Source organism: Sphingomonas sp. UYAg733, assembly GCF_054057355.1.
This window is the reverse complement of sequence record NZ_JBSRZE010000001.1, coordinates 52,399-77,630: the sequence shown is the minus strand read 5'-3', so window position 1 is coordinate 77,630 and position 25,232 is coordinate 52,399. Positions and strand designations below refer to the sequence as shown.

Below are 25,232 nucleotides of genomic sequence, written 5' to 3'. Positions count from 1 at the left end.
TATTTGGTTAACATGGCCGAAACGATCCGGCCCAATGATCAAACCCGATGATCAGGCCCAATGGTCAAGCGGCGCGGGCTTCCCGCCAAGCCTGGGCGATCTCCGACAGGCTGGCGGCGATCTCGCGGAACGGTGCCGGATCATGGCCGATACTGGCCTCGACGACGGTGCGCCGCGCGCTGCCGTAAAGCTGGGCAAGCGCCGGGGCGACGGTGCCGCCGGATTCGAAGTCGAGCCCCGCCTCGAGCGCGAAGAGGATCGCCGTGGCGCGGGTGACTTTCTCGCTCTTCATGCGGAACTGGCGGTTCTCCGCTGCCCAGGCGGCGGCGCCGAGCGCGCGGATCAGTTCTTCATAGAGCAATTGCACGAGCGCCGGCCCATCGGCCTCCGCGGTGCGTCCTGCAATGTCGATCTGGCGATAAGTGGCTTCCGGGTCACGCCCCAGTGCGGTGGCGTACATCAATTGTTGCTGTTCCAGGCATCGACCTGCTGCTGGACGAAGGTGAGAGTCGATTTATAGGCCGCGACGCGCGCGTCCATCGCGGCATATTGCGCGGTCAGCCGTTTGCTCATCGTCGCCTCGGCGTCGGTGACGTCGGCCTGATCCTCGCTCAGATCGGCCTGCGCCTTGGTGTAGCGCGCGGCGCTGGCGCCAAGCCCGACCTTGGTGCTGATCGCAGTATCGGAAATCGCGCTCAGCGCGCCCGATATACCCTTGCCCGCTGCGCCCTTGCCGTCGGCGAACATCGCCTCGACCGTTTCGGGCCATTTCACCAGGGCCGCGCCGAGCCGCGCCGTATCGAGCGACAGCGTGCCGTCACGATTGGTCCGCACGCCGATCTCGGCCAGCGTCGTCGGCACGCCGTCCGCAGCATCGGTGAGCAGCGGGGTCAGCGTCAATTGACGCAGCGAGCGTTGCAGCGTGGTCGCCGCCGTGTCGCCTCTCAATCCGCCGCTGACCGGGTCGGTCTGTTCGGTGATCATCGCGTTCAGCTGGTTGAAGGTCTCGACGAAATCGCTGACTGCCTGCGACAGGGCGCTGGCCGGCGCGCTGGTGCCGAGCGTGACAATGGTGCCGACTTGCGCGCTGACCAGATCGATCTTCACGCCGGTGATCAGGTCGCTGATGCTGTTGCTCGATCGTTTCAGCGCGACGCCATCGACCGCGACGATCGCATCCTTGGCGACGGTACCGATCGTCGTGCTGCTGCCGGGGCCGATATTCAGGTTCGACAGGCCGGGCGCGGCGGGATCCTCGGTCGCGGTCAGGGTGAAGGCCTTGTCCTCGCCGGTCGGGCCCTTGATACTCAGCCGCGATCCGTTGGCGTCGGTCAGCACCGTCGCGGTGACCCCGGCATTGGCGGCGTTTATCGACCGGGCGATGCCGGTCAGGCCCGAATTGCCCGTGGTGATCGGGATATCGACGGGTGTGGTGGCGCCGGCGGTGAAGCCGGTCATCGCGCCGTCGATGACGGTTGCGGCACCGAAGGTCAGGGTGAAGCTGCCAAGGCCCGCCGAAGCGATCGGATCGGCGACCGGCGCGCTGGTCGCAGCCTGCGCACCAGCGAGTTGCCGCACCTCGATCGTCGCCGAAAGGCCGGCAAGCTTTGCGCCGGACAGGCCGCTGACGTTGAGGATATTGGCGTTGGAGCTGGTCGGCGCGGTCGCCAGGCTGCCGCCCTTGACCAGGCTGGCGAGCGCCGAGGAGAAGCCGGTGATCCCGCTCTTCAAGGTGGAAACGCCCGAGATCTGCCTGGTCAGCGTCTCCGACTTGTCGGTGAGCTGCCTGGTCTTGTTGGCGAATTGCGCCTCGACCAGCGATGACACCAGCGCCGGGATATCGATGCCCGAACCGGCGCCGAGCGTGGATGTGATCGATGCGGTCATGATATTCCTTTTCGCTCACCTTTAAGATCGACCGTCGGCGCGGATTCTTTAGCTCTGATTGACCCCGTTTTCGTCGAAACGCGCGGTTGGTGGCACCGCGACGGGTGGGGCGAATGCAGGGGCACTGCCGCCGGCGGCGACGTTGATGCCGAACACGAAAGCGAGGATCGTCGCGATGGCGAGATACAGGTCGTCACGGACCTCCTGCCCCTCGCGGCTGGTGTAATAGACCGCACGGGCGATGGCGGGATATTCGAGCACCGGCACCTTGTTCTCGGCGGCGATCTCGCGGATCGCCAGCGCCATCGCGCCGCGACCCTTGGCGACGACGACCGGCACCTGATCATTGTCGCGGTCGTAACGCAGCGCGACCGCGAAATGCGTCGGGTTGGTCAGCACGACATGCGCCTCGGCGACGGCCTTGCGCGTGCCGCGCCGCATCATGTCGCGTTGACGCTGGCGGATCGCGCCCTTGGATTCGGGCGAACCTTCGCTTTCCTTATGCTCGTCCTTGACCGCCTGTTTGGTCATGCGCAGCTTGTTCAACAGGCGGATCAGCTGGATCGGCACGTCGATCCCGGCGATGATCAGCAGCCCTGCCGCCATGGCGAACAAGATGCCCATCAGCGTGCCGCCGAGCGCACCGGTCGCGACCTCGACGTCGGACGAGACCAGGCCGACCATCATCTTCGAAGACGACCACAGCATGTAGGTGCCGATCGATCCGAGCAGCACGATCTTGAGCAGCGACTTGCCGAGCTCGATCCAGCCTTGCGGGCCGAAAATCCGCTTCAGTCCCGATGCCGGATTGATCCGGCTGCCTTTGGGCGCGAGCAAGCCGCCATTGAAGCGCAGCGAGCCGAGCCCGAGTTGGCTGAGGATCGCCGCCCCAAGCGTGATCACGAACAGCGAGATCATCGAGGGCGCCAGCTTCCAGCCCGAGGCCAGGATGGGGCGGAACGGTTCGAAATCGTCGACATCGCCGCGCCCGAACTGGAAACTTGAGGTCATCACCGCCTTGCACGCGGCAACCAGCGAGGGGCCGAACATGGCGAGCCAGCCACAGCCGGCCATCACCACCAAAGCGGTCGCGAATTCGCGCGAGCGAAGTATGTCGCCCTGTTCAACAGCGTCGCGTTTGCGCTTGGCTGTTGGGGCTTCTGTCTTGTCGCCGAATTCCTCAGCCATCAGCCGAGCACCAGATTCTGGGTCGCGGCGAGCGCTTCACGGATGATCACCAGCATGTAGTCGCCCATCGCCGGGAAGGCGATCGCCAGTGCGATGACGCCGACCGCGAGGCTGGCGGGCAGGCCGACCGCGAACAGGTTGAGCGCCGGCGCCGAACGCGACAGCATGCCGACGACGAGATTGAGACAGAGCAGCAGGAAGCCGACCGGCAATGCGAGCAGCAGACCGGCGAGGAAAGTGTAGCCGCCGAAAAAGGCGATACCCTTGAGCTTGTCCACGCTGAGCCAGGCCGCGCCGACCGGCAACACGTCATAACTTTTCACGATCATCTCGACGAGCACGAGGTGCCCGTTGACCGACAGGAACAGCAAGGTGAGCATGATCGAGAAGAACTGGCCGAGCGCAGGGCTTGAGCGGCCATTCTGCGGGTCGATCGCGCTCGCGAAACCGATGCCCATCGAAATGCCGATCACTTCGCTGGCAAGCATCGGCGCTGCAAAGGCGATCTGCAGCACGAAGCCGATGGCGAGTCCGACCAGTGCCTCGGCGGCGATGGCGAGCACGGTCGCGGCGGAAAAGACCTGCGCCGGCGGTACGATCGGGTGGGCGGCAATGACCAGGAAACCAATCGCCGCCGACAAAGTGACGCGCACCGTCACCGGCACCGACACGGCGCCGAACACCGGCGCGGCGATGAACGCCGCACCGATCCGCACCATGACGAAGGCCAGGGCCCAGAGCTGAGGCTCGATCGAGAGGCCGAAGCCCAGGACGCTCAAAGTCCTTCTCCCCCTGTGGAAGAAGGTGGTCGAGCGAAGCGAGGTCGGATGAGGGGGAGTGAGGTGCGCAACAATAGTGCGGCCCCCTCACCCTCCCATTGCTTCGCAACCCCCAAGGGGAGGGGGGAAGAACGAAAAATTGTCACCGAACCAGATCCGGAATCCGTTCGAAGATGCCGACCGTGAAGTCGCTCAGCAGCCCGAGGATCAGGCTGCCGAACACCATGATCGAGATTGCGACGACGATCAGCTTGGGCACGAACGACAGGGTCTGCTCGTTGATCGACGTTGCCGCCTGGATCATGCCGAGGATCAGCCCGGCGAGCAGCGCCGGGATCAGGATCGGTGCGGCGGCGAGCGCCAGCACCCACATCGTCTCATTGGCGACGGTGAGGAAATATTGCGCGTCCATCAGCGACGAACCCCGTTCGGGCTGAGCTTGTCGAAGCCTATGCGCTTACCCTTCGACGAGCTCAGGGCGAACGGCTGTTCCATGCGGATCATCGTCGCTAACTCACGAAACTGTTGGCAAGCGACCCCATCGTCAGCGCCCATCCATCGACGAGCACGAACAGCAGCAGCTTGAAGGGCAGGGAGATGATCGTCGGCGACAGCATCATCATGCCGAGCGACATCAACACGGTCGCGACGACCAGGTCGATGACGATGAAGGGCAGGAAGATCAGGAAGCCGATCTGGAACGCGGTCTTCAATTCGCTGGTGACGAATGACGGTAGCAGGACGGAGAAGGGCACGTCTTCCGGCTTGGCGTAAGGACCGCTCTTGGCGATGGTCGAGAACATCGTGATGTCCTTGACGCGGGTCTGCTTGACCATGAACGCGTGCAGCGGGACGCCGGCGGTCTTGATCATCTTGGTCGCGCCGATCTTTCCCTCCGAATAGGGCTGGATCGCGGTGGTGTTCATGGTGTTGATCACCGGCGCCATGATGAAGAAGCTGAGGAACAGCGACAGGCCGATCAGCACCTGGTTGGGCGGGGTTTGTTGCAGGCCAAGCGCCTGGCGCAGGATCGCCAGCACGATGATGATCCGCGTGAAGCTGGTCATCATCAGCAAGATCCCGGGCAGGATCGACAACAGGCCCATGATGATGAGGACTTGCAACGACAGCGCCATCGGCGCGTCGCCGCCACCGAGTTCGCCGATCGCACGGTCGATTCCGTCGCCCACATTAGGGGCGGTGGGCGGAGTCACCGGCGGCACGGCCTGGGCGAAGGCGGGATGCGCAATGACCAGCGCGACGATGATGCCGAAGATCACCAGCAACAATTTGCCAGCCATTCCGGCACGCTTCGGCTGCGCGCCACGGAACAGTGTCGGGCCGTCCTCGCGGACGCGACGAAGCTGGGGAACGCTCATTTCGGTTCGATCTTGTCGATCAGGTTGACGCCGCCGCGGCCGACCGAGACGAGCAGCTTGCGCCCCTCGAATTCGAGCACCGCCATGCGCAGCCCGGGGGAAATCATCATCGTCTCCTGCACCTTGAGCATGCGATTGGCGGGCTGGCCCGGCATGCGCGACTCAAGCTTGCGCCACAGATAGAGGCAACCGATCATCAGGCCACAGACGAGCGGCAGCAGGACAACGAGCTTCAGGATATAGGACCACATCATGGCCGGTCAGGTCCGCTTCTCAGGGCTGACCAGCTCGGTCATGCGCACGCCGAAACGGTCGCCGACCGTGACCACTTCGCCACGGCCGATCAGCGTGCCGTTGACGAACACGTCGAGCAACTCATTGGCTTGGCGGTCGAGCTCGATGACGCTCGATTCGCCGAGCGCGAGCAGCTCGCGAAGGGTCAGCTGGGTCGAGCCGATCTCCACCGTCAGCTTGACGTCGACATCCTGCAGCAGCCGGAAATTGGCTGCGAGCGAGGCGTCGACCGGGAATCCGCCGGTCATGTCGTTCATTGGAAATCCTCGAGTTCACGGGTGATCGAATTGAGCTTGATCGCGGCCTTGCCGTTCGATGTGCCGACGGTACCGAAGCCGAGCCGGTCGCCGCCGACCATCACCGGCACTTCCGCGCCGAAGCTGATCGGGATGACGTCGCCGGGTTTCAGATCCATCAGCAAGTTGAGCGAGACCATCGGCTCGGCCAGGACCGAGCGGATCGGGAATTTCACGCCCATCACGGCGCGGGTCAGGCCGGTACGCCAGGCGGGGTCGGGTGCCGCGGTCTTGGCGTGCACCTTGCCGGTCAGCGACGGCGTATGCGGCTTGAGTGCCGCCACGGGATAGAGAAGGTCGAGGAACACCGGCTTGGATGAGCCCGCGGCGATGCCGAAACGGGTCACGACGACCGGATCGTCACCGTCCAGGCCCTGGATCAGCGCCGGATTGGCCTCGACATGGCCGGGTACGAATTCGATTCGCGCCAGCGGCTCCCATGCCGCCTTGAGCGGGGCCGCGAGCAGCATGCCGAGCCGTGCGATCATCGCCTCGGCGCTCGGGCTGAATTCGGCGGGCAGTTCGTGCGGCGTTGTGCCGGTGCCGCCGAAGAACAGGTCGAGCACTTCGAGCACGAAACGTCCGTCGAGCACCGCGACCGCATTGCCGGCGGCCGGCGTCATGCCTAGCGGCAACCAGGCGGTCAGGCCATCCGGACGCTCGGCGCGATAATCGGCGAAGCGCTGTACCACCAGGGGTTCGGCAAAGGTGCGGACTTCACGACGCAGCAACGGTTCGAACACGCCGCGCAGCGACCGCGCTAGGCGCGCAGACAGATGCTGCAGCGTGTGCAGGTCGCCGAACGGATTGATGTTCGCGGCCCCCAGCGTGGCGTTTTCAGCCTGCTGGCGGGGCCGTTCCCGCCGATCCGAAGCGTTTGGTGAAGTATCGTTAACCATCGATGTTCACTGAACAACAAAATTGGTAAAGTAGACGTTACCAACGCCGCCAAAACCTTCTTTTTCCTTGAGCGTGTCGTTGATCGCCTTGGCCAGTTTGCGCTGCAGCTGGATCTTTCCGTCGACCGTGAAGACCTGTTCCTCGGACGTATCGCCAAGCGCCATGAGGATCGCCGAGCGTACGGCGATCTCGTTGGTTTTGAGATTGTCGATGACCGTGTCGTCATAGGGTGTCGAGATGGCGATGCCGACCTGGACGAAATGCACGCTGTCCTGGAGGTTGGAGGTGAACTCCTTTTCCATCGCATAATAATTGGATGCGAACTTGTCGCCGCCCGATCCCTTTGGGGTCGGTTTGCCGCCGCTTTCGCCCGCCGCTTCCTCGCCATGACCTTCGCCGCCGGCTTCCGATGCGCGCTTCTGGTCGCTCTTCGCGACCAGCTTGGGGCCGGCCGCCCCGCTTTCGGCGTGTGCGCCGCCGAACAGGCCGGCGCCCGAGGCATAGAGTCCGGCACCGACGCCGCCGCCGACCAGCACGAGCAGGCCGACGCCGATCATCAGCTTTTTTATCAATCCGCCCTTCTTCTTGGGCGCTTTCACGTCTTCTACGATGTCGCTCATCATTCGTTTCCTTCAATTCAGGCGATGCGATGTTCGGTGGTGTGTTCGGTTTCGGTCGCGCGTGTCACGGAGACGGGCGCGACCGACTGGGCCGAAGCCTGCTGATGCGGCTGGCGACCGGGGCCGTGGCCGCTGCCGTCGACGGTCGACTGGGCGATGCGCACGCCGCGTGCTTCGGCCAGTTCGGCAAGGCGCGGTTGTGCTTCGGTCAGCAGGGCGCGGGTCGCCGCGCTCTCGGCGGCGAAATGGACGTGCAGCCGGTCGCCGTCCTTGCGGACCGCGATATCGACCGCGCCGAGCGCGTCGGGCACGAGCCGGATCCGCGTGTCGCGCGAATCGGCATCGTCGCGCAGCACTTCGATGCGATCGATCATCGCCTGCAGGCCGGTGTCCTGACGCAGGTCAAGGGCTGCACGCTGTAAGTCGCCGGTCGCCTGAACGATCGGCTTGAGAGCGGTTTCGGCGACGGCGGAGAGCGCGGACGCCATCGCCGCACCGGCGGCGGACCGATCATCGCTGTCGCGCCGCTCGCGATGGCTGGCAGTGGCGAGGATCGCGGCGGCGAACGCCTGGACGGCCGGCTGCGTGACCGGAGCGGTCGCGGCCGGGGCCGGCTGTGGTGCGGCCTGCTTAGCCGTTGTTGCCTGGATGTCATCCATGACCGCAGTCTTGTCGACGGTGATGACGCGCTGGATCGGCGTCTTGGTCGGGGCAGGCTTACCCTCGACCGGAAGCAGTCGGCACACGTCGATTTTCGGCGCATCGGTCGGAGCCACACGGTCGGGGACCGTCGAGAGCGGGTCGGTTGCACCGGGTGTCGGCGGAAGCAGGGCGGGACCGCCGGGCAGTGTCGATTCGATCACGCCTTTCAACGCCATGCCGGGCACAGGGATGACTCGCATCACCGGCGCCGGCTGCGGCAGGGCAATCGGCATCCAGATCAGCGTCGGATCGGTCTCGCTATCGGCGTCGTCGGGCAAGGCTTCGCCGCCCCCGGCAATATCCTGCCGCTTGGTCGGGCGTCCCGGCAATGACGGGGTATCGGGTGGGGCGGGCTCTCCCGCATCGAGGAAGTCGGCCAGGGTCGTGGCGAACTGCGCGCGATCACCGCCGGATGCAGCGCTATTCGGCGCTTTTTCAGTCGCCCTTGCCAATGCTGTCGAAAATTCGATCATCTATTCATCCCGGTCGGCGACTATCGCCACCGGGCAGTCAGCAAGGATCGTGCCGGATCTTCCTGACCGAAGGTGCGCTCTCCATCGCGCGGATCGCCTTGATCGCCGCTTCCGCGTCGGCACGGGCAAGCAGCTTCTCGATTGCGCTCTGGTCGCGCTTGGCTTCGCGCGACGCGTTGGCGGCGCGTTCGACGCCCTGTTCGGCGACACGCAGCCGGGCCTCCGCCGCTTCCGCCGATTGCTGCAGCCGGTCGCGGAAATGTGCCGCGGCGATCATCGAAAAAGCGTGACCGCCGCTCGGTGCCGGCGCGATGCCCTCGGCGAGTTGGGCGATTCGATTCTTCAGCGATGTCTCGCTGGCGACGCGTTCATTGGCGCGCGCCTCCTCCGCGCGTACTAGTCCGAGTTGCAGGGTACGGACGCGCAGGATGCGGTCGAGTTTGCGCGCATGCGCCATTTCAGGCCGGACCGAACACGCCGACCAGTTCCTCGGTCGCATCGTTCAGCGAAACGGTCTCGTCGGGATCCTGGCGGATATACTCCATGACTGCCGGGTGGCAGGCGATCGCGGCATCGATCGCCGGATCCGCGCCGGAGCGATACGCGCCCATCAGTACGAGATCGCGATTCTCCTCATAAGTCGCGAGATGCCGGCGCAACACTCGCGCAGCATTGGCGTGCGGTTTGCCGACGATATCGGTCATCACCCGGCTGACCGAGGGGCCGATATCGATCGCGGGATAGACGCCGCGCTCGGCGAGCTGGCGCGACAGGACGATATGGCCGTCGAGGATCGAGCGGGCCGAATCGACCACCGGGTCGTTGCCGTCATCGCCGTCGGCGAGCACGGTATAGATGGCGGTGATCGATCCGCCGCTCGACACGCAGGTGCCGGCGCGTTCGATCAGATTGGGCAGCATGGCGATCGCGCTGGGCGGATAACCGCGCGCGCTGGCCGGCTCGCCGAGCGCCAGGCCAATTTCTCGGCCGGCATGCGCGACGCGCGTCAGACTGTCCATGATCAGCAGCACCTTCTTGCCTTCTGCGCGGAAGGCCTCGGCTATGGCATGGGTGCGCAGCGCACCGCGGATGCGCAGCACGGGGGAATGATTGGCCGGGACCGCGACCACGACCGAACGCGCACGCGCTTCGCCCGCAATCTTGGTCTCGAGAAAGTCGGAGACTTCGCGGCTGCGCTCGCCGATCAGGCCGATGACGATCACATCGGCTTGCGCGGCGCGCACGATCATGCCGAGCAGCACCGATTTGCCGACGCCCGATCCCGCCATGATGCCGATGCGCTGGCCTTGGCCGATGGTCAGCAGACCATTGATCGCGCGCACCCCGACATCCATCGGTTGCAGCACACGGCCGCGATCGAGCGGGCTTTGCAGTTTGCCGCCGATCGGCCAGCGCCCGGCGCCGCGAATCGGGCCGAGACCGTCGATCGGTTTGCCCGCGCCATCGACCACGCGGCCGAGCAATGCCGCGCCGACCTCGGCCTCTCCCGGAGGGCCGATCGGCCGCACCGGCGCTTGCGGCAGCAGCGGCGCGGGGCCACCGAGATTCATCAACAAGGTGCGGCCATTGCGGAAACCGATCACTTCGGCCTCGACGCCCGCGCCTTTCGCGCCGACCTGACACACGGTGCCGACCGGCAATTGCAGGCCGATCGCCTCCATCAGCAGACCATCGAACGAAGCAAGGCGTCCCGACACCTTGGGCGCCGGCGCGAAGTCCGGGACACCCAATGATTCGAGATAGTCGGACGTGAAGCGGTTCAACATGCGGGCCGTTTCATTCTGGCAGGGTCATTGGGGAGGTACGGCGACACGGTCGATCGCGAGCGCGAGCTGTTCGAGCCACAGTTCGGGTCCGTCCTCGATAATGGTCGAGGCGGATTCGAGCACGAAACCGCCGCGCGCGACGGCGGCGTCGCCGACCGCGAACACGGCCCGGGGCAATTTGCCCTCGAGCAGCGCGACATCGTCGGGGTTGACCCGCAGCATCGCCGATTCGGCGCTGTCGGCGAGGATGTCGGCGGCGGCATCGACGCGGCCGGCAAGGATGTCAGGCGCGATGCCGACCTCGCCGACCAGTTTGGAGACGAGGAAAAGCACGGTCTGACGCAACTGGCGCGCCATGCGTTCCCGGTCGAGCCGGTCGTCGGCACGCAGCGCCGCAGCAAGCTCGGCGAGCAGCGTGCGGTCGCGTTCGCCCGATTCGCTGATCTCGGCAAGCGTGGCGGCAACGCCCTCGGCAAAGCCGTTGGCATGGGCGCTTTCGATCGGGTCGATGAACCCGGATGGCGTGCCCGTATCGAACGGGTCCCATCCTTCGGTCGGGTTGGAATTGGGATCGGCCGGTTCGAAATGCTTCGGACTGACCTGCGGCGAGAAGGACACCGGACCCGATGGTTTGGCGCGGGCGCGCAGATCCGACGGCGCGAACCCTTCGTCGGGCAACGAGAAGGCCTGGTGCAGTATTTGTGCCGCGGCATCGTGACGGGCCGAGAAACCTGGAGCGAAATCAGACATAATCGTCCTCGCCGCCGCCCATCATGATCGTGCCGTCTTTGGCGAGGTTGCGCGCGATCTGGATGATTACCTTCTGCGCCTCAAGCACTTCGCTGAGCTTCATCGGGCCACGTGCTTCCATCTCGTCGCGGATGCCGTCGGCGGCGCGGCTCGACATGCAACCGAGGAAGCGACCGCGAACGCTTTCGTCGACGCCCTTCAGGGCGCGGGTCAGGATGTCGCCGTCGATGTTTCGGATCAGCGTGCCCAGATTCTTGTCGTCGAGCTCGAGCAGATTGTCGAACACGAACATCGCCTCTTCGATTGCCTTGGCTACCTCGCGGTCGATCTTGAACAATTTGGGCATGACCCGCTGCTCGGTCGCCTTGCGGCCGCTCGACAGGATCTTGGCGGCATCGCGCGTTCCGCCCAGCGTCAGGCCGGCGGATTGCTTGGTCGCGCCGACGCGCCCGGCGAGCATGGTGGTCAGCGTCTCGATCGCCTCGGGCGTGATCGGCCCGAGCCGCGCGATGCGGTGAAGAATGTCGGGCTGCACCGCGTCGGGCAGTAATTCGAGCACCTGCGCCCCGACCGTCGGATCGAGATTGGCGATCAGCACGGCGGCGATCTGCGGATGCTCCTTTTCAATCATCCCGGCGATCTCGCTGGCGTCGAGCCAGTCGAGCAAGTCGATCTGGCAGGCATCCTCGGTCGGGATGATCCGGGAGAGTACGCTGTCGGCCTTTTCCTGGCCCAGCGCGCGGGTCATCACGGCCTCGATCTGTGGGCGCGGATCGAAAGTGATGCCGGTGCGCTCGCGCGCCTTGCCGACGAAATCGTCGAGCACGAATTCGACTTCGCTCTCGCTGACATCGGCGACGGCGAACATCGCCTTGCCGAGCTGACGGACCTCTTCGGGGTCGAGCTTCTGCAGGATTGCGGCGGCTTCTTCCTCGCCGACCAGCATCATCAGCACCGCGGCGCGTTCCACGCCGGTATAGTTGCGAAAAGGCGCGGTCATGACTTGATCATATCCCTGACGGCGAGCGCGGCGCGGGCCGGGTTGTCGCGGGTGAAGCCGCGCACCATGCCGATGCGGTCGTCGTAATTCTGTGCGCTATCAATCGCGTCGATGCTCACCGACGAGCCCATTTGCGGCTGGCCCGGGTTGCTGGCACCGCCCAGATCGCGACCCAGAGCGAGGCGAGGGGAGGCGTCATCGCGCTTCTTCATCAGCGCACGAGAGAGCGGACGGACCCCGAGGATGAGGACGAGCAGCGCGATGACGATCGCGGTGACGTTGCGTGCGACCACGGGCAGCCATCCGGCATCATACCAGGGTTGCTTGTCGTCTATCGTCGCGGCCCCGGCGAACTTGCGGCTGATCACCGTCACCTGGTCGCCACGCCCCTGGCTGAAGCCGACGGCGGTCTGGACGAGTTGGGTGATCTGCTGAATCTCGACCGGGCTGCGCGGCTTGCCGGCTTCCGGGTCGCGGAGCAGCACGGCAACCGATAGTCGGGTGATCGCGCCGGGCGCGGTGCGGCTGACCGACACTTCCTTGCCCAGATCATAGGCTCGGGCGAACTGATCGCTCTGCTTCGTCGGCTGCTCGGCAGCGGGCGCGCCGGGCGTGGCGCCCGGTTTGGCCGCAGCGGCAGCAGCTGCTGCGTCGGCGGCTGGCGATGAAACCGTGGATGGCGGAGCGGGGGTGTTGGACAGCGCACCGGGAATGCCGCCGGGTTGAGCGGAATCGCCCTTTTGATTGCCGGTCCAATTACCCTGTTCGGCGCGCAATGCGCCCTGCTTGTCATAGCTTTCGCGCGTCGCCTGGGTTTCGTTGAGGTCGACATCGGCCTGGATTTCGGTGGTGAAGTTGCCCGCGCCGAGCAGCGGCGTGAGCAGCTGCACGACCTGCGCACGATATTTGTCCTCGACGCGGCGCTGGAAGGCGATGCGTTCGTCGCTGGCAATGCCTGACGCGCTTTGATTGGCCCCCTTGGTCAGCAGTCCGCCCATCTGATCGACGATCGTTACCGAGTCGGACTTCATTCCCGGCACCGATGAAGCCACGAGGTTGATAATCGAGGAGACCTGCGAATCGGCCAGGCTGCGTCCGACCTGAAGTTTGAGGATGACCGAAGCCGACGGTGCGGCATTGTCGCGGATGAACACCGATGCCTCGGGCGTGGCGAGATGCACGCGCGCCTCCGCGACGGAATCGATTTCCTCGATCGACCGGGCGAGTTCGGTTTCGCGCGCCTGGCGCAGGCGTTCGCCTTCGACCGCGCGGCTGACGCCCATCGGCAGTTGATCGAGGATCGCGTAACCGCCCGGCGTCGCTTTGGGCAGGCCCTGCCCGGCGAGCAGGATGCGCGCACGGGAATAATCGTCCTCGTCGACGGTCAGTGCGCCCGATCCGCTATCGATGCGGCTGGCGATATTGGCCTGGTCGAGCGCTTGCGTCACCGAACCCTTGTCGGCGTCGCTGAGCTGCGCGAACAAGGTTTTCTGCGGCGCTGCGCTGAAGGTCATCCATGCCAGCGCGGCGGCGGCGATCAGGCCGACCATCAGAATCATCGGCAGGCTGCGGCGCACCGCGGGTTGGGCGAGCAGGCCGGAGATCTGCTGCAGCGGATTGGCGAAACGCTCCGGAAGGGGCGAATTCGATTGCGGGGTGAGGGCGTTGCTCATGGTTTATACCGGCATGCTCATAATGTCCTTATAGGCGGACAGGAGTTTGTTGCGGACCTGCAGGGTCGCCTCGAAGCCGACCGAAGCTTGTTGACGGGCGAGCATCACCTTGGCGATGTCGATCGTTTCACCGCGTTCGTATGCGGCGGACAATTCGCCGGCCTTGGCCTGGCCCTGGTTGACGCTTTTCAGCGCGTCTTCCATCGTCGCGGCGAAGCTGGTCGGCTTCGTCTCGGTCACGCCGGTAGTGGCGCCCGCCGAGGTGTTGGCGCGTTGTAGCGCCTGATTGCGTTCGAGAATCTGGGCGCGAAGCGCCATCACCCGATCGACGCCAGTCGCGCCGCCGACACTATTGATCGCGCTCATGCCGATGCCGCCTGGTTATGATGGCGCGTGATGTCCTCACCCTGTTCGCGCGCCTTGGCGAGGCGATAACGCAAGGTGCGCTCCGAAATGCCGAGCCGCTTTGCCGTCTCGATCCGACTGCCACCGCATGCGGCGAGCGTGTCGCGGATCGCCTGGAATTCATGCATCTGGACGATGTTGCCCAGGGTGGTCGGGGTGGCCACCGGCTGGTCGTTGGCGGCAAGCGGCGTCGGCGCGCGGTCGAATACGATATGCTCGGGGCCGATCGTGTCGCCGGCCGCGAACAGCAACGCGCGCTGGATGACGTTTTCGAGTTCGCGCACATTGCCAGGCCAGTCATGGTGAACCAGCGCGTCGATCGCCGTGGCATCGGGCCAGGGCACCGAAACGCGGTTGCCGGCATGGCGCAGGATCATCGTCGCGGCGAGCGCGGGAATGTCCTGACGGCGTTCGTTGAGCGGTTTGGTGTGAAGCGGGAAGACCGACAGGCGATAATAGAGATCGGCGCGGAAGCGGCCCTCGGCGACTTCGGTCTGCAGGTCGCGGTTGGCGCAGGCGATGACGCGGACGTCGATCGCTTGCGGGGTCGAGGCACCGATCGGCACGACCTCACGCTCCTGCAGTGCGCGGAGCAACTTGGCCTGGAGCTGGATCGGCATCTCGGCAATCTCGTCGAGCAGAAGCGTACCGCCATTGGCGGCGCGGAAAAAACCTTCGCCGCCCGAGGACGCGCCGGTGAATGCACCCTTTTGGTGACCGAACAGCAATGCCTCGAGCATCGTTTCGGGCAGCGCCGCACAGTTGATTGCGATGAACGGGCCATCGCGGCGGTCGGATGACAAATGGATGTGCCGCGCGAGCACTTCCTTGCCGGTGCCGGTCGGTCCGTTGATCAGCACGGTGATGTCGGCGGCAGCGACGCGTTCGGCGAGGGCATAAAGGGCGAGGCTCTCGGGATCGGCGGCGGTCGGCGTTTCAGGCCCGGCAACGAGCGCGCGGACGAAGCCGTTGCCGACGGCGGCGTCTTCGGAGGAGAAGGCGATGCGTGCCGGGCTGCCGTCGCGCGAGGGACTGACATGGCGGCCCTGGTCGCCGATGATCACCGTGCGCGCCGGAGCGGGCGGGACTTCACCTTCTGCAACGAGGAACAGGTCGCCGGGCTGCGGTCGGCCATCCTCGAACGACCGCACCGTGAAGCCTTGTGAGCGCAACGACGATACCAGGGCATATTTCTGCCGGAGCACTGCAGCTGACGGAACGATGGAACGCATGGATTTCCCCCTTCGAGGGAAGGAGACATGCGGTGGCGATGGTAAACGACACGTTAAACACGTTGCCGCCCGGCAAAATATTTCCGGGCGCACGTCACGCCCTCACACGCGCGAGCGCGCTCCCGTGCGAGGCGTCAGGGCTCGATGGCTGCCGGGGCGGGGCGCGGAAAATGATTTTCGATGATGGTTTGCAAAAGTGCTTAATCCGGCCGCTGGTCGGTCGTTCTATGGCTTGACGGCTCAGCCCTCCGCTTGGGGGCGGCGGGGATCGTCAGAGTCATAATGGAGATTTTGACATGACTGTTATCGGAACCAATATCGGTTCGTTGCGTGCTTCGAACGCTTCGACTGCGGCCAACATGAACCTGCAGATGAGCATCGAGCGCCTGTCGACCGGCAAGCGTATCAACTCGGCCAAGGACGATGCGGCCGGCCTCGCTATCGCTTCGTCGATGACGTCGCAGATCCGCGGCATGAACCAGGCCGTGCGCAACGCCAACGACGGCATGTCGATGGCGCAGACGGCTGAAGGCGCGCTCGGCGAAGTCACCAACATGCTGCAGCGCGTTCGTGAACTCGCGGTTCAGTCGGCTTCGGGCACCTATTCGGATGACGATCGCACCAACCTGCAGACCGAAGTCACCGAGCTGAGCACGCAGATCGCCGACATCATCTCGAATACCGAGTTCAACGGCGTCAAGCTGTTCGACGGTTCTGCCGGCACCTCGGGTACGGTTTCGATCCAGACCGGTGCGAACTCGGGCGACACTGTCGACCTCGCGCTGACTGCCGTCACGCTGACAGGCGTTGCTTCGGTGACCGTCGGTACTTCGACCGGTGCCGACGCGGCGCTTGCGACCGTCGATACGGCGCTCGGTGTGGTGTCGACCAAGCGTGCATCGCTCGGTGCGTCGCAGAACCGCCTGCAGTCGGTCGTCAACAACCTGACCTCGAACGTAACGAACCTGACCGACGCGCGCAGCCGGATCGAAGACGCCGACTTCTCGGCTGAAACGACCAACCTCGCCAAGGCGCAGATCCTGAGCCAGGCATCGACCGCGATGCTCGCACAGGCGAACCAGAGCCAGCAGGGCGTTCTGTCGCTGCTGCGTTAAGTCAACGGCTACGGCGCCGGCACCGCCCCCCTATAGGGTGTCGGCGCCGACCGGGCTCTGCTCCCCAAGGGGTCGGGCAACTGAAAACCCCGGTGGTCGCAAGACCGCCGGGGTTTTTGGCATCCTCAGGTCGCGCAGACGACCGGCTCGGCAGCGATGTCCTGCCCTTTCGTCGCCAGTGCCAGGGCAAGCGCTGATCCGGCGACGATCGCGCCGGCGATCGACACGGCGACATAACCCAGACCCAGGCTGATCACCGCGCCACCGATCGCCGCGCCGAGTGCATTGCCGAGGTTGAACGCGCCGATATTCATCGCACTGGCCAAATTGGGCGCATCCGATGCGGCGGCCATCACGCGCATCTGTAACGGCGGCACCAGCGCGAAGGTCGCCACGCCCCAGGCAAAGATCGACAGCGCGGCGGGTATCGGCCAATGCATCGTCACGGCAAACAGCAGCAGCAGGCCGGTCAGTGCGGCAAGCACGGCAATCAACGTGCCGTCGATCGAGCGGTCGGCATAACGCCCGCCGAGCCAGTTGCCGACAGTCAGCCCGATGCCATAGGTCGCAAGCATGGCGGTAATGAAGGCGACCGAGGCATGCGTCTCTTCGCGCAGGATCGGCGCGATATAGGTGAACACGGTGAACATCGCGCCCGACCCGATCACGGTCAAGGCGAGCGCGGTGAGTACTTGCGGCCGCTTGAGAACACGCAGCTCGGCGCGCATATCCGCGGTCTCCGTTACCTTTGCATAAGGCACAGCGAGCCACAGTGCGACCATCGCCAGGACGCCCAGGCCGGCAATGCCGAAGAACGCTGCGCGCCATCCGGCCACTTCGCCGATCCAGGACGCGGCCGGCACGCCGGCGACATTGGCGATGGTCAGGCCCATGAACATCGCCGCGACCGCGCCGGCACGCTTGTTGGCCGGCACTACGCTTGCCGCGACGATCGACCCCACACCGAAGAATGCGCCATGCGTCATCGACGTGATGATTCGCGCGACCATCAGCATTGCGTAACCTCCGGACAGCGCCGACAGCAGATTGCCGATCGTGAAGATGCCCATCAGCGCGATCAGCAACGTCTTGCGCGGCACCCGCGCGGTGGTCAGCGTCATCAGCGGCGCACAGAGCAGCACGCCCAGTGCATAGGCACTGACCAGCAGGCCTGCGGTCGGGATCGAGACGCCCAGATCGGTCGCCATGATCGGTAACAGGCCCATCGGGGCGAACTCCGTTACCCCGATACCGAAGGCGCCAACGGCCAGCGCGAGAATGGGTGGATTGATCTTCATATGGAACGACTCCCTGCGAGTCGGTGCATATGGTCGTCCTGCGATTAAAGCTGTAGCTTGGCTAACCGACAAGCATCTGTGAGTGAAACGCACAAATGGCGCGCGACTGGATCGATCGAACCGGGGAAATGGAAGTCGTCGCAGAGGTCGTCGCGCGCGGCAGTTTCTCGGCGGCGGCGCGCGCGCTCGACCTCACGCCATCGGCGGTCAGCCGCACCGTGACCAAGCTCGAAGCGCGACTGGGCATCCGCCTTTTCGTGCGCACCACGCGCGCGCTCGCCCTAACCAGTGAGGGTGAGGCATATCATCGTGCCGCGCAGCGCATCCTGCGCGATCTCGACGATGCCGAACGTGTCGCCGCCGACCGCGGCGCACCACGCGGACGGTTACGCGTCAGCGCAACGCTGGCGCATGGTCGGATCGCGGTCGTTCCGCTACTCGGCGATTTTCTCGTACGTTATCCCGACATCGTCATCGACATCAGCCTGACCGATACGGTGATCGACTTGCTGGAGGAGCGTGCGGATGTTGCGATCCGCATCGGGCCGCTGGCCGATTCGAGCCTGACCGCGCGCCGCCTTGGCGACAGCGGCCGATCGGTCGTCGCATCGCCCGCCTATCTCGTGCGCCGCGGCACGCCGCAGCGGCCTGACGATCTGCTGGCGCATAATTGCATCGGTTTCAATTTCCGTCGTCATCAGGCGGGGTGGCCATTTCGCGACAATCGCGGCACGCGCGAACTCGCCGTGACCGGCAATATCGAGGCCAATAATGGCGAAACGGTCGCTCAACTGGCGCGTGACGGGATCGGTATCGCGCGCGTCGGCACGTTTCACGTAACGGAGGATATCGCGGCGGGGCGGCTGGTGAGCATCCTCGACGCGTTCAATCCGGGCGACCGCGAGCCGATCCACGCGCTGTTCGTCGGTGGAGCGACGATGCCGGCCCGGGTGAGGGTGTTCATAGACTATCTCGTCGAACGTCTCGGCGATGAGGCGCTGCCGCGCTGACGCCGGGCCTCACATTTTTCTGGCGAGCATCTTCTTCAACCGGTCGTGCGCCGATTTCTTGATCTGGCAGATTCGCGCGGCACCGACGCCGAGCACCATGCCGATCTCCTCGAGATTGAGTTCCTCGACATAATAAAGCTGGACCACCTGTGCCTCGCGTTCGGGCAGTGCTGAAATCGCCGCGATCAGCGTCTCGCGCAGATCGGCCTCGGCAAGCTGTTCGAACGCATCGGGATCGTCGCTCGCGAACCATGGTTTGTCGTCGCTGTAGATGTCGTCGATCGGCTCGAAGCGCACCGGCTCGGCGGTCGCATAGTCGATCCTGAGCTTCTCGATCGTCACGCCCAGCTTCTCCGCAATGGCTGTTTCGGTCGGTGCCTGGCCGGTCTCCGCGGTCAGCGCCTTGATCGATTCGTTGAATGCGCGGCGGCGCTGCATCGCGCCGCGCGTCAATGTCGCCTGACGGCGCAATTCGTCGATCATCGACCCGCGCACGCGCGTGACGAGATATTGCTCGAACGTCACCTGGCCGCGATCCTCGAAGGCGCCGACGGCCTCGACCAACGCGACCATGCCGATCTGGATCAGATCCTCCACCTCGACCAGGCTGCTCATGCTGCCATGGACATGCCAGGCGATGCGCCGGACCAAAGGCAGATGCTTGCGTGCGAGTCTGTCGAGATCGGGCGCGGCGCCGCCGCGGCCATAGACCAAAGGTGCGGCGTCGGCGAAGGCGGCGGGGAAGGGATGCGCGCTCATGCCGCCGCCCCTGCTGCCAAGGCCTCGGGTGCGCCGATCACGGCGACCACTTCGACGGCTTTTTCCTCCGGCACCTCGAAGAAGCTCATCACCGGCGTATCGGGCAATATAGTGCGGACCAGCTTGCGGATCGCGACCCGGATCGCCGGCTGGACGACCAGGGCGAACGGCTTGGCGTCGGCGATCAGCGGTGCGGCGGCACGCTGCAACGCGTCGACGATACGCCGGCCGAGATCGGGCTCGATCGTGTGGCGGCGCGACGGATCCGACCGTACGGCCTGACCGAGCAGCCCTTCGAGTTGACCTTCGAGCGTCATCACGCGCAGCGGTTCGCGCACGCCGCACAGTTTCTGGATGATCAGGCCGCCCAGTTCGGGGCGGATCATCTCGATGATTTCGTCGGCATCGGGCGATTTCTGCGCGGCGACGGCGATCGCGGCGGCGATGCGGCGGAATTCCTTCAACGGCACATTCTCCGCCAGCAGGCCGCGCAACACCTGGGTGAGCGTGGTCAGCGGCAAGGGGTTGGGTGACAGGGCGGCAACCAGATTGGCGGCGCGATCCTTCAACCCGTCGAGCAAATTCTGCACCTCGTCGGGGCCGAGCAGTTCGGATGCATGCGCGCCGAGCTGATGGTTGAGATGCGTCGCGACCACGGTGCCGGGATCGACCACGAGATAACCGGCGCCGGTTGCGGCATCGGCATCGCCCTGTGCGATCCACACTGCGTCTAGGCCGAAGGTCGGATCCTTGGCGCGCTTACCGTTCAACGTGCCGACCGCCTGGCCGGTGTCGAGCGCGAGCATTTCGTCAGGCGAGACGCTGTCTTCGCCGACGGTGACGCCGCCGACATTAATGCGATAGGCGAAGGGCGGCAGGTTGATGTCGTCGCGCACGCGCACCTGCGGCACGACGAAGCCGAGTTCTTTCGATAGCTGGCGGCGCACGCCGGTGATGCGGCCCATCAACGGGCTGCCGCGCCGCTCATCGACCAGCGGGACAAGGCCATAGCCGATGTCGAGCACGATCTGCATGTCGTCGGACACTTCGTTCCAGGTAATCTTTGACTGGTCGACCGGTTCGGCGGCGACAATCTCGACCGGCGCGGGGCGCTTGGCCTGCTGATTGAGCTTCCAGGCGGCGAACCCGGCAATGCCTGCGGCGGGCAAGATGATGAAATGTGGCATGCCGGGCATGATGCCGAGCAGGGCAAGGATGATGGCGACCGGCGTCCAGGTGCGCGCGGAGGCGAACTGGCTGCCGATCTGGCCGGCCAGATCCTGGCTCGAGGTGACCCGGGTGACGATCGCCGCAGCAGCGATCGACAGGATCAGCGAGGGCAGCTGCGCAACCAGCGCATCGCCGATCGCAAGCAGCACATAGGTCTGCGCCGCATCGCCGATCGACATGCCGTGGCTGACCGGCCCGAGGATCAGGCCGCCGGCGATATTGGCGAACAGGATGAGCAGGCCGGCGACCGCGTCGCCCTTCACGAATTTGGACGAACCGTCCATCGAACCGTAGAAATCGGCCTCGGTCGATACTTCGACCCGGCGCGCCTTGGCTTCTTCCGGAGTGATCAGGCCGGCGTTGAGATCGGCGTCGATCGCCATCTGTTTGCCCGGCAGCGCGTCGAGGGTGAACCGCGCGGAGACTTCCGACACGCGGCCCGCACCCTTGGTGACGACGATCATGTTGATGATGACCAGGATCGAGAAGACGAACAGTCCGACGATATAATCGCCGCCGATGACGAAGGTGCCGAAAGCCTCGATCACATGGCCGGCAGCCGCTTCGCCTTCATGACCGTGACCAAGCACGACCCGGGTCGAGGCGACGTTGAGGCCGAGCCGGAACAGCGTCGCGAACAGCAATACGGTCGGAAAAGCCGAGAAATCGAGCGGCTTCTGTGCGTTGAGCGCGACCATCAGCACCGCGAGACTGATCGCGATGTTCATGATGAAGAACACGTCGAGCAGGAAGGTCGGGATCGGCACGACCATCAGTATGACGAGCAGCAACGTCGCCAGTGGCAGAGCGGAGCTGCGCAGGAGCGGCAACACGCCGCGCGACTTGAGAGCAATTGCCATGCGTTAAGCTCCCAGGCTCGCGAGCATCATATAGGCGAGCCTTGCGGTGGTCGGTGTCGGGCGCATCACGCTTGCGGTCTGCGTCTGGCGCCGGCTCCCGTTGATCTGGTCGAGCGTCGCCTTGGCCCAGGCACCGGCATTGCCGCTGCTCTCGCCTGTCCCGGGAATGACGGTGGCACCGTCGATCTCGATCGCGGCGGAGGCCATCGTCACCGGGTTGATAGCGAAACTGTTCCTGGCAGCGCTCGATCCGGCGGCGCCGGTCGCAATGCCGGCACCCTTGTCGAGCTTGGCGGCGAAGCGGCTATAGATCTGCTCGAGCGATCGCGGCTGGCCGTTCGACGCGTAGAAGACGTTGCGGTTGGCGCGCGCAGCTGCGGGAAACATGTTCGCGCCGCTGCGGCTGGGGTTGGCCTCCATCGCACCAAGGAATTGCCGCGCGCCGCCGAGTCCCAGAAAGTGCGCCATGTAAAGGTCGGTGCCGGTGGCGTTGCGGCCCAGCGCGCCCTCGATCGCGTCCTTGTTGTCCGAGGCGTGCTCGGCCGCCATCAGCGATGCGGTTTGTGGATCGTTGCGCAGGTTGAGGATCGCGCGGCGCATGACCGGGTCGCTGACCGTCATCTTGCCGCTGCTCGTCGTTCTGATGCTGTCGGCGGCCCAGCCGAGACCATGTTCGGTACCATGCTGCTTCATCACGCGCAGCCAGCTCTGGTCGATGAACTGGTAAAGTCCCGACGCGCTGGAGGTGCCGGCGCGCGCATCGGCGCGCATGCCGCTTTCCAGTTGCGCCTGACCCATCAGGTAATTGAAATCGACCCCGGTTTTCTGGCTCGCGAATGCGATCGCCGACTGGACCGACGTGCCAGAATTTTTCCCGGTGATGGCGAACGGATTGAAACTCATCGGTCCTCGGCTGATTGCCCTTATTCAGGGAAACATCAGCAAGGACCGTGCCATTTCTGTATTTTAGCGAGCGCCGGCGGACGGCGGGACATGCTGTCCTTACGCGTAGGCGGCGATCCCGCCGCTGGGCCGGTAACCTGCACCGGCATCGCCGGTCAGAGTTTGCAGGCGGCGGCGAACATTTGCCGCCATCAGGTTCACATAGATGCGACAAGTCTCGTTGAGGCGGTTGGCCTCTTCGGCGAGTTCGCGCAGCTCCGGGCCGACCGGCGCGGTGCCCATCGACGCGATCGTGTCGATCCCGGCAAGCTTTACCTGGGTCGCGCGCTCCAGCGCCTCGATATCATTGGCCTTCAGCGCGGCGATCTCGGTGTGCAGCGAATCGATCACGCTGATCAGGGCGTCACGCCTTGTCATGGCCGGTCCATTCGTACTTCAACGCGATCAGCCGGTCGGCGATCTGCGCGGGATAGATCGGGAAAGTCCCTTCCTCGATCGCCGTACGGATCTTCGCGATGCGCTCGTGGTCGATTGGCGGTTTGGCGGAGAATTCCTTCGCAGCGTTGGCGAGCGAGGACTGGCTGACCATTTCCGCTTCCGGTGCGATCGGCTTCTGCACCACCGCCGGCGCCACGACGCGCGCGATCGGGGCAATGCCGCGATCGCCGGTCTGGACAGGCTTTGCGCCAAGAGGATCCACCATGTTCGCCCCTTTCCGGGTCATGCCACACAGGGATAAACGACAGCATTGCGCAAACCTTTACAAAAATTATTCGGCGTATTCGTGAAGGGCGATTACTCCGCCCATCCGGGCAGGGTGGCGCGTCCGCCGGCAACCGCCACCGCCTGGACCGGTGCCCGACCGCCATCTATCTTGACCAAAAAGCGCCCGCCCGGGGCCGCGTCGCCCGCCGCGATACCTTCGCGGGTGATCGAGAAGCCAGGCGATCCGGCCTCGATCGTCACGGGGTCGCCGCGCCTGATCACCGGATCGACCTTGGGCGCCGGGATCATCGCCGCGACGGTCTGCGGGGTGGCCTTTCGCGGTTCGGTCGGCGTGAAACGAACCGGCACGAAGATGCGCCATTCCGGACCGGTGCACGTGACGACCACCGCGTCATGCGCTTCGGAACGCCACGACAGGGCAAGCGTCGCACACTGCGCGAGCTTCAATCGCGCATCGACGACGCTGCGCGCACCGCCCTCGTCGCCGATTCCGCGCGCGGTAAAGCCGGCGACCGCCCGGTCGAGCGAGACCGTATCCTGAAAGGGCGCGGCGCTGGCCGGTGTCGCGATCGCGAGCGCGGGCAGCAATACGGCAAGGAAGGGACGGAACATGGTCTTGTCTCCAGAACAGCAGGATATGGTTGCCGGGCGGCCGATCATTGCCGGTTGCCGGTGCGATCGCCTTCGAAGCCGATCGTTACGACGACGGATCGGCGATTGGCGGTGATTGTATTGACAATGGTCATGCGACCCGGCGCGACCGCCTTACCGCGCGCGAGCTCGGCGGCAACCGCGCGGGCGCGGTCGGCGGCGAGTACGGCGCCGCTGCCGGTGCCGGCATCGACATCGGTCGCGGAGCCATCGGTGCCGCCGCTGATCTTAAGAGTGACGCGCGGATCGCGGGTCGCTTCGCGCGCCCACGCGACCAGGCCGGCGGGGGATGACGGCAATGCCGCCGAACCCGGCGCGAAATTGAGCATCGCGGCGGCCGCGACCGGCATCGGCTCGATTGGCACGACGATCGTGCTGGCCGGTGCGCCGAAACCTTCGCGGATACCCTTGGCAAGCGCGTTCTGATCGAGATGTTGCGCCGCCTGTACGAACACGAAGAAACCGACGAGCAGCAGGGCCAGATCGGCGAGTGTCATCAGCCAGGCCGGGCGGCCCGGCACATCTTCGGGGAAATCCTCGATCGTCATGCGACGCCAGCCAGTTCGGCAATCACGGGCCGTTCCATGCCGCGCGGGCGTTCGCGCGTGGCGAGCGCGACCAGCGGCGCTTCCAGCCGTGTCCGTTCGAACGCTTCAATCCGGGCACGACGTTTGAGCCGCGCGGCGATCGGCGCGGCGAACAGATTGGCGAGGATCGCGCCATATAGAGTCGCGAGCAGCGCGATCGCCATCGCCGCGCCGATCGCGTTCGTGTCGGTCATCCGGGTGAACATCGCGACCAGGCCGATCAGCGTACCGATCATGCCCATCGCCGGCGCGATCTCCGCTGCACCGTTCCATACCTCGACCGCAGCGAGCTGACGCTCGGTCCGCGCGCGGCGGCAATGCTGGATGATCTCCGCGATGTCTTCCGGCCCCTGGCCATCGACGATCGCGGCGACGGCAGCGGCGACATCGGGATCGGCGATCACCGACCGGTCCAGTGCCATCACGCCGTGGCGGCGGGCGATCCGGCCGAGCGCCGCGATCTGGTCGATCAGTGGCGTGGCATCGAAACGGCGGCGCGGCAGGCTGCTCAGCGCGGCCATCGCCCCGGCCAGGTCGCGCAGCGATGTGCGCAGCATGACGGCGAGCAACGTCCCGCCACCGACAATGGCGATCGCGGCGGGATCGAGGAAAGGGCCCAGCATGTGGGCGAATGTGGCTGCGGATGTCATCGGCGCGGTTACTGCAAGGGACGGGCCAGTTCGCTGACGACGTGCCGCGCCTAGCCACCGGGTCGGAACCGGCGGCAA

Annotated in this window: 29 protein-coding genes; 2 read left to right on the top strand and 27 right to left on the bottom strand. The window is 65.3% G+C overall.

All coding sequences use genetic code 11. The annotated features are described in order from the left end of the window. Positions 1-64: 64 nt before the first annotated feature. From fliS to ACVWZA_RS00340, 18 genes are all read right to left on the bottom strand, one after another. Entirely contained in the window at positions 65-460 is a 396-nt protein-coding gene (fliS, locus tag ACVWZA_RS00425; protein ID WP_457309155.1) for a flagellar export chaperone FliS, read from the bottom strand. Continuing rightward, a complete protein-coding gene (gene fliD / locus ACVWZA_RS00420; protein WP_457309153.1) occupies positions 460-1,887 on the bottom strand; it encodes a flagellar filament capping protein FliD in 1,428 nt (475 codons plus the stop codon). Before fliD ends, fliS begins: the two co-directional genes overlap by 1 nt. A 48-nt stretch (positions 1,888-1,935) precedes the next feature. Further along, a complete protein-coding gene (gene flhB / locus ACVWZA_RS00415; RefSeq protein WP_457309151.1) occupies positions 1,936-3,075 on the bottom strand; it encodes a flagellar type III secretion system protein FlhB in 1,140 nt (379 codons plus the stop codon). Then, positions 3,075-3,854, bottom strand: a complete 780-nt coding sequence (gene fliR / locus ACVWZA_RS00410; protein ID WP_457309149.1) for a flagellar biosynthetic protein FliR — start codon at positions 3,852-3,854, stop codon at positions 3,075-3,077. The genes flhB and fliR overlap by 1 nt, the downstream gene beginning before the upstream one ends. 142 nt (positions 3,855-3,996) lie before the next feature. Beyond that, the gene (gene fliQ / locus ACVWZA_RS00405) at positions 3,997-4,266 is read right to left on the bottom strand and encodes a flagellar biosynthesis protein FliQ (RefSeq protein WP_457309147.1); all 270 of its coding nucleotides are present in this window, start codon (positions 4,264-4,266) and stop codon (positions 3,997-3,999) included. Positions 4,267-4,363: 97 nt separating this feature from the next. Then, positions 4,364-5,233 (bottom strand): flagellar type III secretion system pore protein FliP, encoded by an 870-nt coding sequence (fliP, locus tag ACVWZA_RS00400; RefSeq protein WP_457309145.1) that lies wholly within the window; start codon positions 5,231-5,233, stop codon positions 4,364-4,366. Continuing rightward, on the bottom strand, positions 5,230-5,487 hold the full coding sequence (locus ACVWZA_RS00395; protein ID WP_034157876.1) for a flagellar biosynthetic protein FliO: 258 nt from the start codon (positions 5,485-5,487) through the stop codon (positions 5,230-5,232). The genes fliP and ACVWZA_RS00395 overlap by 4 nt, the downstream gene beginning before the upstream one ends. A 6-nt stretch (positions 5,488-5,493) precedes the next feature. Next, positions 5,494-5,784 carry a flagellar motor switch protein FliN gene (gene fliN / locus ACVWZA_RS00390; protein ID WP_183110006.1) on the bottom strand — a complete coding sequence of 97 codons (291 nt, stop codon included), beginning with the start codon at positions 5,782-5,784 and terminating at the stop codon, positions 5,494-5,496. Continuing rightward, on the bottom strand, positions 5,781-6,722 hold the full coding sequence (locus ACVWZA_RS00385) for a flagellar motor switch protein FliM (RefSeq protein ID WP_457309142.1): 942 nt from the start codon (positions 6,720-6,722) through the stop codon (positions 5,781-5,783). Before ACVWZA_RS00385 ends, fliN begins: the two co-directional genes overlap by 4 nt. 6 nt (positions 6,723-6,728) lie before the next feature. After that, positions 6,729-7,343 carry a flagellar basal body-associated FliL family protein gene (locus tag ACVWZA_RS00380; RefSeq protein WP_457309140.1) on the bottom strand — a complete coding sequence of 205 codons (615 nt, stop codon included), beginning with the start codon at positions 7,341-7,343 and terminating at the stop codon, positions 6,729-6,731. 17 nt (positions 7,344-7,360) lie between these two features. After that, positions 7,361-8,518 (bottom strand): flagellar hook-length control protein FliK, encoded by a 1,158-nt coding sequence (locus ACVWZA_RS00375; RefSeq protein ID WP_457309138.1) that lies wholly within the window; start codon positions 8,516-8,518, stop codon positions 7,361-7,363. Positions 8,519-8,555: 37 nt separating this feature from the next. Continuing rightward, positions 8,556-8,975, bottom strand: a complete 420-nt coding sequence (locus ACVWZA_RS00370) for a hypothetical protein (RefSeq protein ID WP_457309136.1) — start codon at positions 8,973-8,975, stop codon at positions 8,556-8,558. Position 8,976: 1 nt separating this feature from the next. Next, positions 8,977-10,305, bottom strand: coding sequence for a FliI/YscN family ATPase (locus tag ACVWZA_RS00365; RefSeq protein WP_457309134.1), 1,329 nt, complete (start codon positions 10,303-10,305; stop codon positions 8,977-8,979). Positions 10,306-10,329: 24 nt separating this feature from the next. Continuing rightward, positions 10,330-11,055, bottom strand: coding sequence for a FliH/SctL family protein (locus ACVWZA_RS00360; protein WP_457309132.1), 726 nt, complete (start codon positions 11,053-11,055; stop codon positions 10,330-10,332). After that, positions 11,048-12,055, bottom strand: coding sequence for a flagellar motor switch protein FliG (gene fliG, locus ACVWZA_RS00355; RefSeq protein WP_457309130.1), 1,008 nt, complete (start codon positions 12,053-12,055; stop codon positions 11,048-11,050). Before fliG ends, ACVWZA_RS00360 begins: the two co-directional genes overlap by 8 nt. Further along, a complete protein-coding gene (fliF, locus tag ACVWZA_RS00350) occupies positions 12,052-13,728 on the bottom strand; it encodes a flagellar basal-body MS-ring/collar protein FliF (RefSeq protein WP_457309128.1) in 1,677 nt (558 codons plus the stop codon). The genes fliG and fliF overlap by 4 nt, the downstream gene beginning before the upstream one ends. A gap of 3 nt (positions 13,729-13,731) precedes the next feature. After that, positions 13,732-14,094, bottom strand: coding sequence for a flagellar hook-basal body complex protein FliE (gene fliE, locus ACVWZA_RS00345; protein WP_457309126.1), 363 nt, complete (start codon positions 14,092-14,094; stop codon positions 13,732-13,734). After that, positions 14,091-15,365 carry a sigma-54 interaction domain-containing protein gene (locus ACVWZA_RS00340; RefSeq protein WP_457309124.1) on the bottom strand — a complete coding sequence of 425 codons (1,275 nt, stop codon included), beginning with the start codon at positions 15,363-15,365 and terminating at the stop codon, positions 14,091-14,093. The genes fliE and ACVWZA_RS00340 overlap by 4 nt, the downstream gene beginning before the upstream one ends. 296 nt (positions 15,366-15,661) lie before the next feature. On the opposite strand from ACVWZA_RS00340, the gene ACVWZA_RS00335 reads away from it, so the two are divergent. Then, on the top strand, positions 15,662-16,480 hold the full coding sequence (locus tag ACVWZA_RS00335) for a flagellin N-terminal helical domain-containing protein (protein ID WP_457309121.1): 819 nt from the start codon (positions 15,662-15,664) through the stop codon (positions 16,478-16,480). A 125-nt stretch (positions 16,481-16,605) separates the two neighbouring features. Here the strand turns inward: ACVWZA_RS00335 and ACVWZA_RS00330 are convergent, their stop codons facing one another. Then, positions 16,606-17,778 (bottom strand): MFS transporter, encoded by a 1,173-nt coding sequence (locus ACVWZA_RS00330; RefSeq protein ID WP_457309119.1) that lies wholly within the window; start codon positions 17,776-17,778, stop codon positions 16,606-16,608. A gap of 95 nt (positions 17,779-17,873) precedes the next feature. On the opposite strand from ACVWZA_RS00330, the gene ACVWZA_RS00325 reads away from it, so the two are divergent. Next, positions 17,874-18,788, top strand: coding sequence for a LysR family transcriptional regulator (locus tag ACVWZA_RS00325; protein ID WP_457309117.1), 915 nt, complete (start codon positions 17,874-17,876; stop codon positions 18,786-18,788). Positions 18,789-18,797: 9 nt separating this feature from the next. Here ACVWZA_RS00325 and ACVWZA_RS00320 read toward each other — a convergent pair whose 3' ends face one another. The 8 genes from ACVWZA_RS00320 to ACVWZA_RS00285 form a co-directional block, all read right to left on the bottom strand. Continuing rightward, the gene (locus tag ACVWZA_RS00320) at positions 18,798-19,547 is read right to left on the bottom strand and encodes a sigma-70 family RNA polymerase sigma factor (protein WP_457309115.1); all 750 of its coding nucleotides are present in this window, start codon (positions 19,545-19,547) and stop codon (positions 18,798-18,800) included. Further along, positions 19,544-21,637, bottom strand: coding sequence for a flagellar biosynthesis protein FlhA (flhA, locus tag ACVWZA_RS00315; protein ID WP_457309112.1), 2,094 nt, complete (start codon positions 21,635-21,637; stop codon positions 19,544-19,546). The genes ACVWZA_RS00320 and flhA overlap by 4 nt, the downstream gene beginning before the upstream one ends. A gap of 3 nt (positions 21,638-21,640) precedes the next feature. After that, entirely contained in the window at positions 21,641-22,540 is a 900-nt protein-coding gene (locus tag ACVWZA_RS00310) for a lytic transglycosylase domain-containing protein (protein ID WP_457309110.1), read from the bottom strand. A gap of 99 nt (positions 22,541-22,639) precedes the next feature. Further along, complete coding sequence (locus tag ACVWZA_RS00305; protein WP_457309108.1) at positions 22,640-22,957, bottom strand: flagellar protein FlgN; 318 nt, start codon at positions 22,955-22,957, stop codon at positions 22,640-22,642. After that, positions 22,944-23,243 (bottom strand): flagellar biosynthesis anti-sigma factor FlgM, encoded by a 300-nt coding sequence (gene flgM, locus ACVWZA_RS00300; RefSeq protein WP_457309106.1) that lies wholly within the window; start codon positions 23,241-23,243, stop codon positions 22,944-22,946. Before flgM ends, ACVWZA_RS00305 begins: the two co-directional genes overlap by 14 nt. A gap of 92 nt (positions 23,244-23,335) precedes the next feature. Then, positions 23,336-23,878, bottom strand: a complete 543-nt coding sequence (locus ACVWZA_RS00295) for a flagella basal body P-ring formation protein FlgA (protein ID WP_457309104.1) — start codon at positions 23,876-23,878, stop codon at positions 23,336-23,338. A 44-nt stretch (positions 23,879-23,922) separates the two neighbouring features. Then, positions 23,923-24,465 (bottom strand): flagellar motor protein MotB, encoded by a 543-nt coding sequence (locus tag ACVWZA_RS00290; protein ID WP_457309102.1) that lies wholly within the window; start codon positions 24,463-24,465, stop codon positions 23,923-23,925. Next, a complete protein-coding gene (locus tag ACVWZA_RS00285) occupies positions 24,462-25,127 on the bottom strand; it encodes a motility protein A (RefSeq protein ID WP_457309100.1) in 666 nt (221 codons plus the stop codon). The genes ACVWZA_RS00290 and ACVWZA_RS00285 overlap by 4 nt, the downstream gene beginning before the upstream one ends. Between the last annotated feature and the right edge of the window lie 105 nt (positions 25,128-25,232).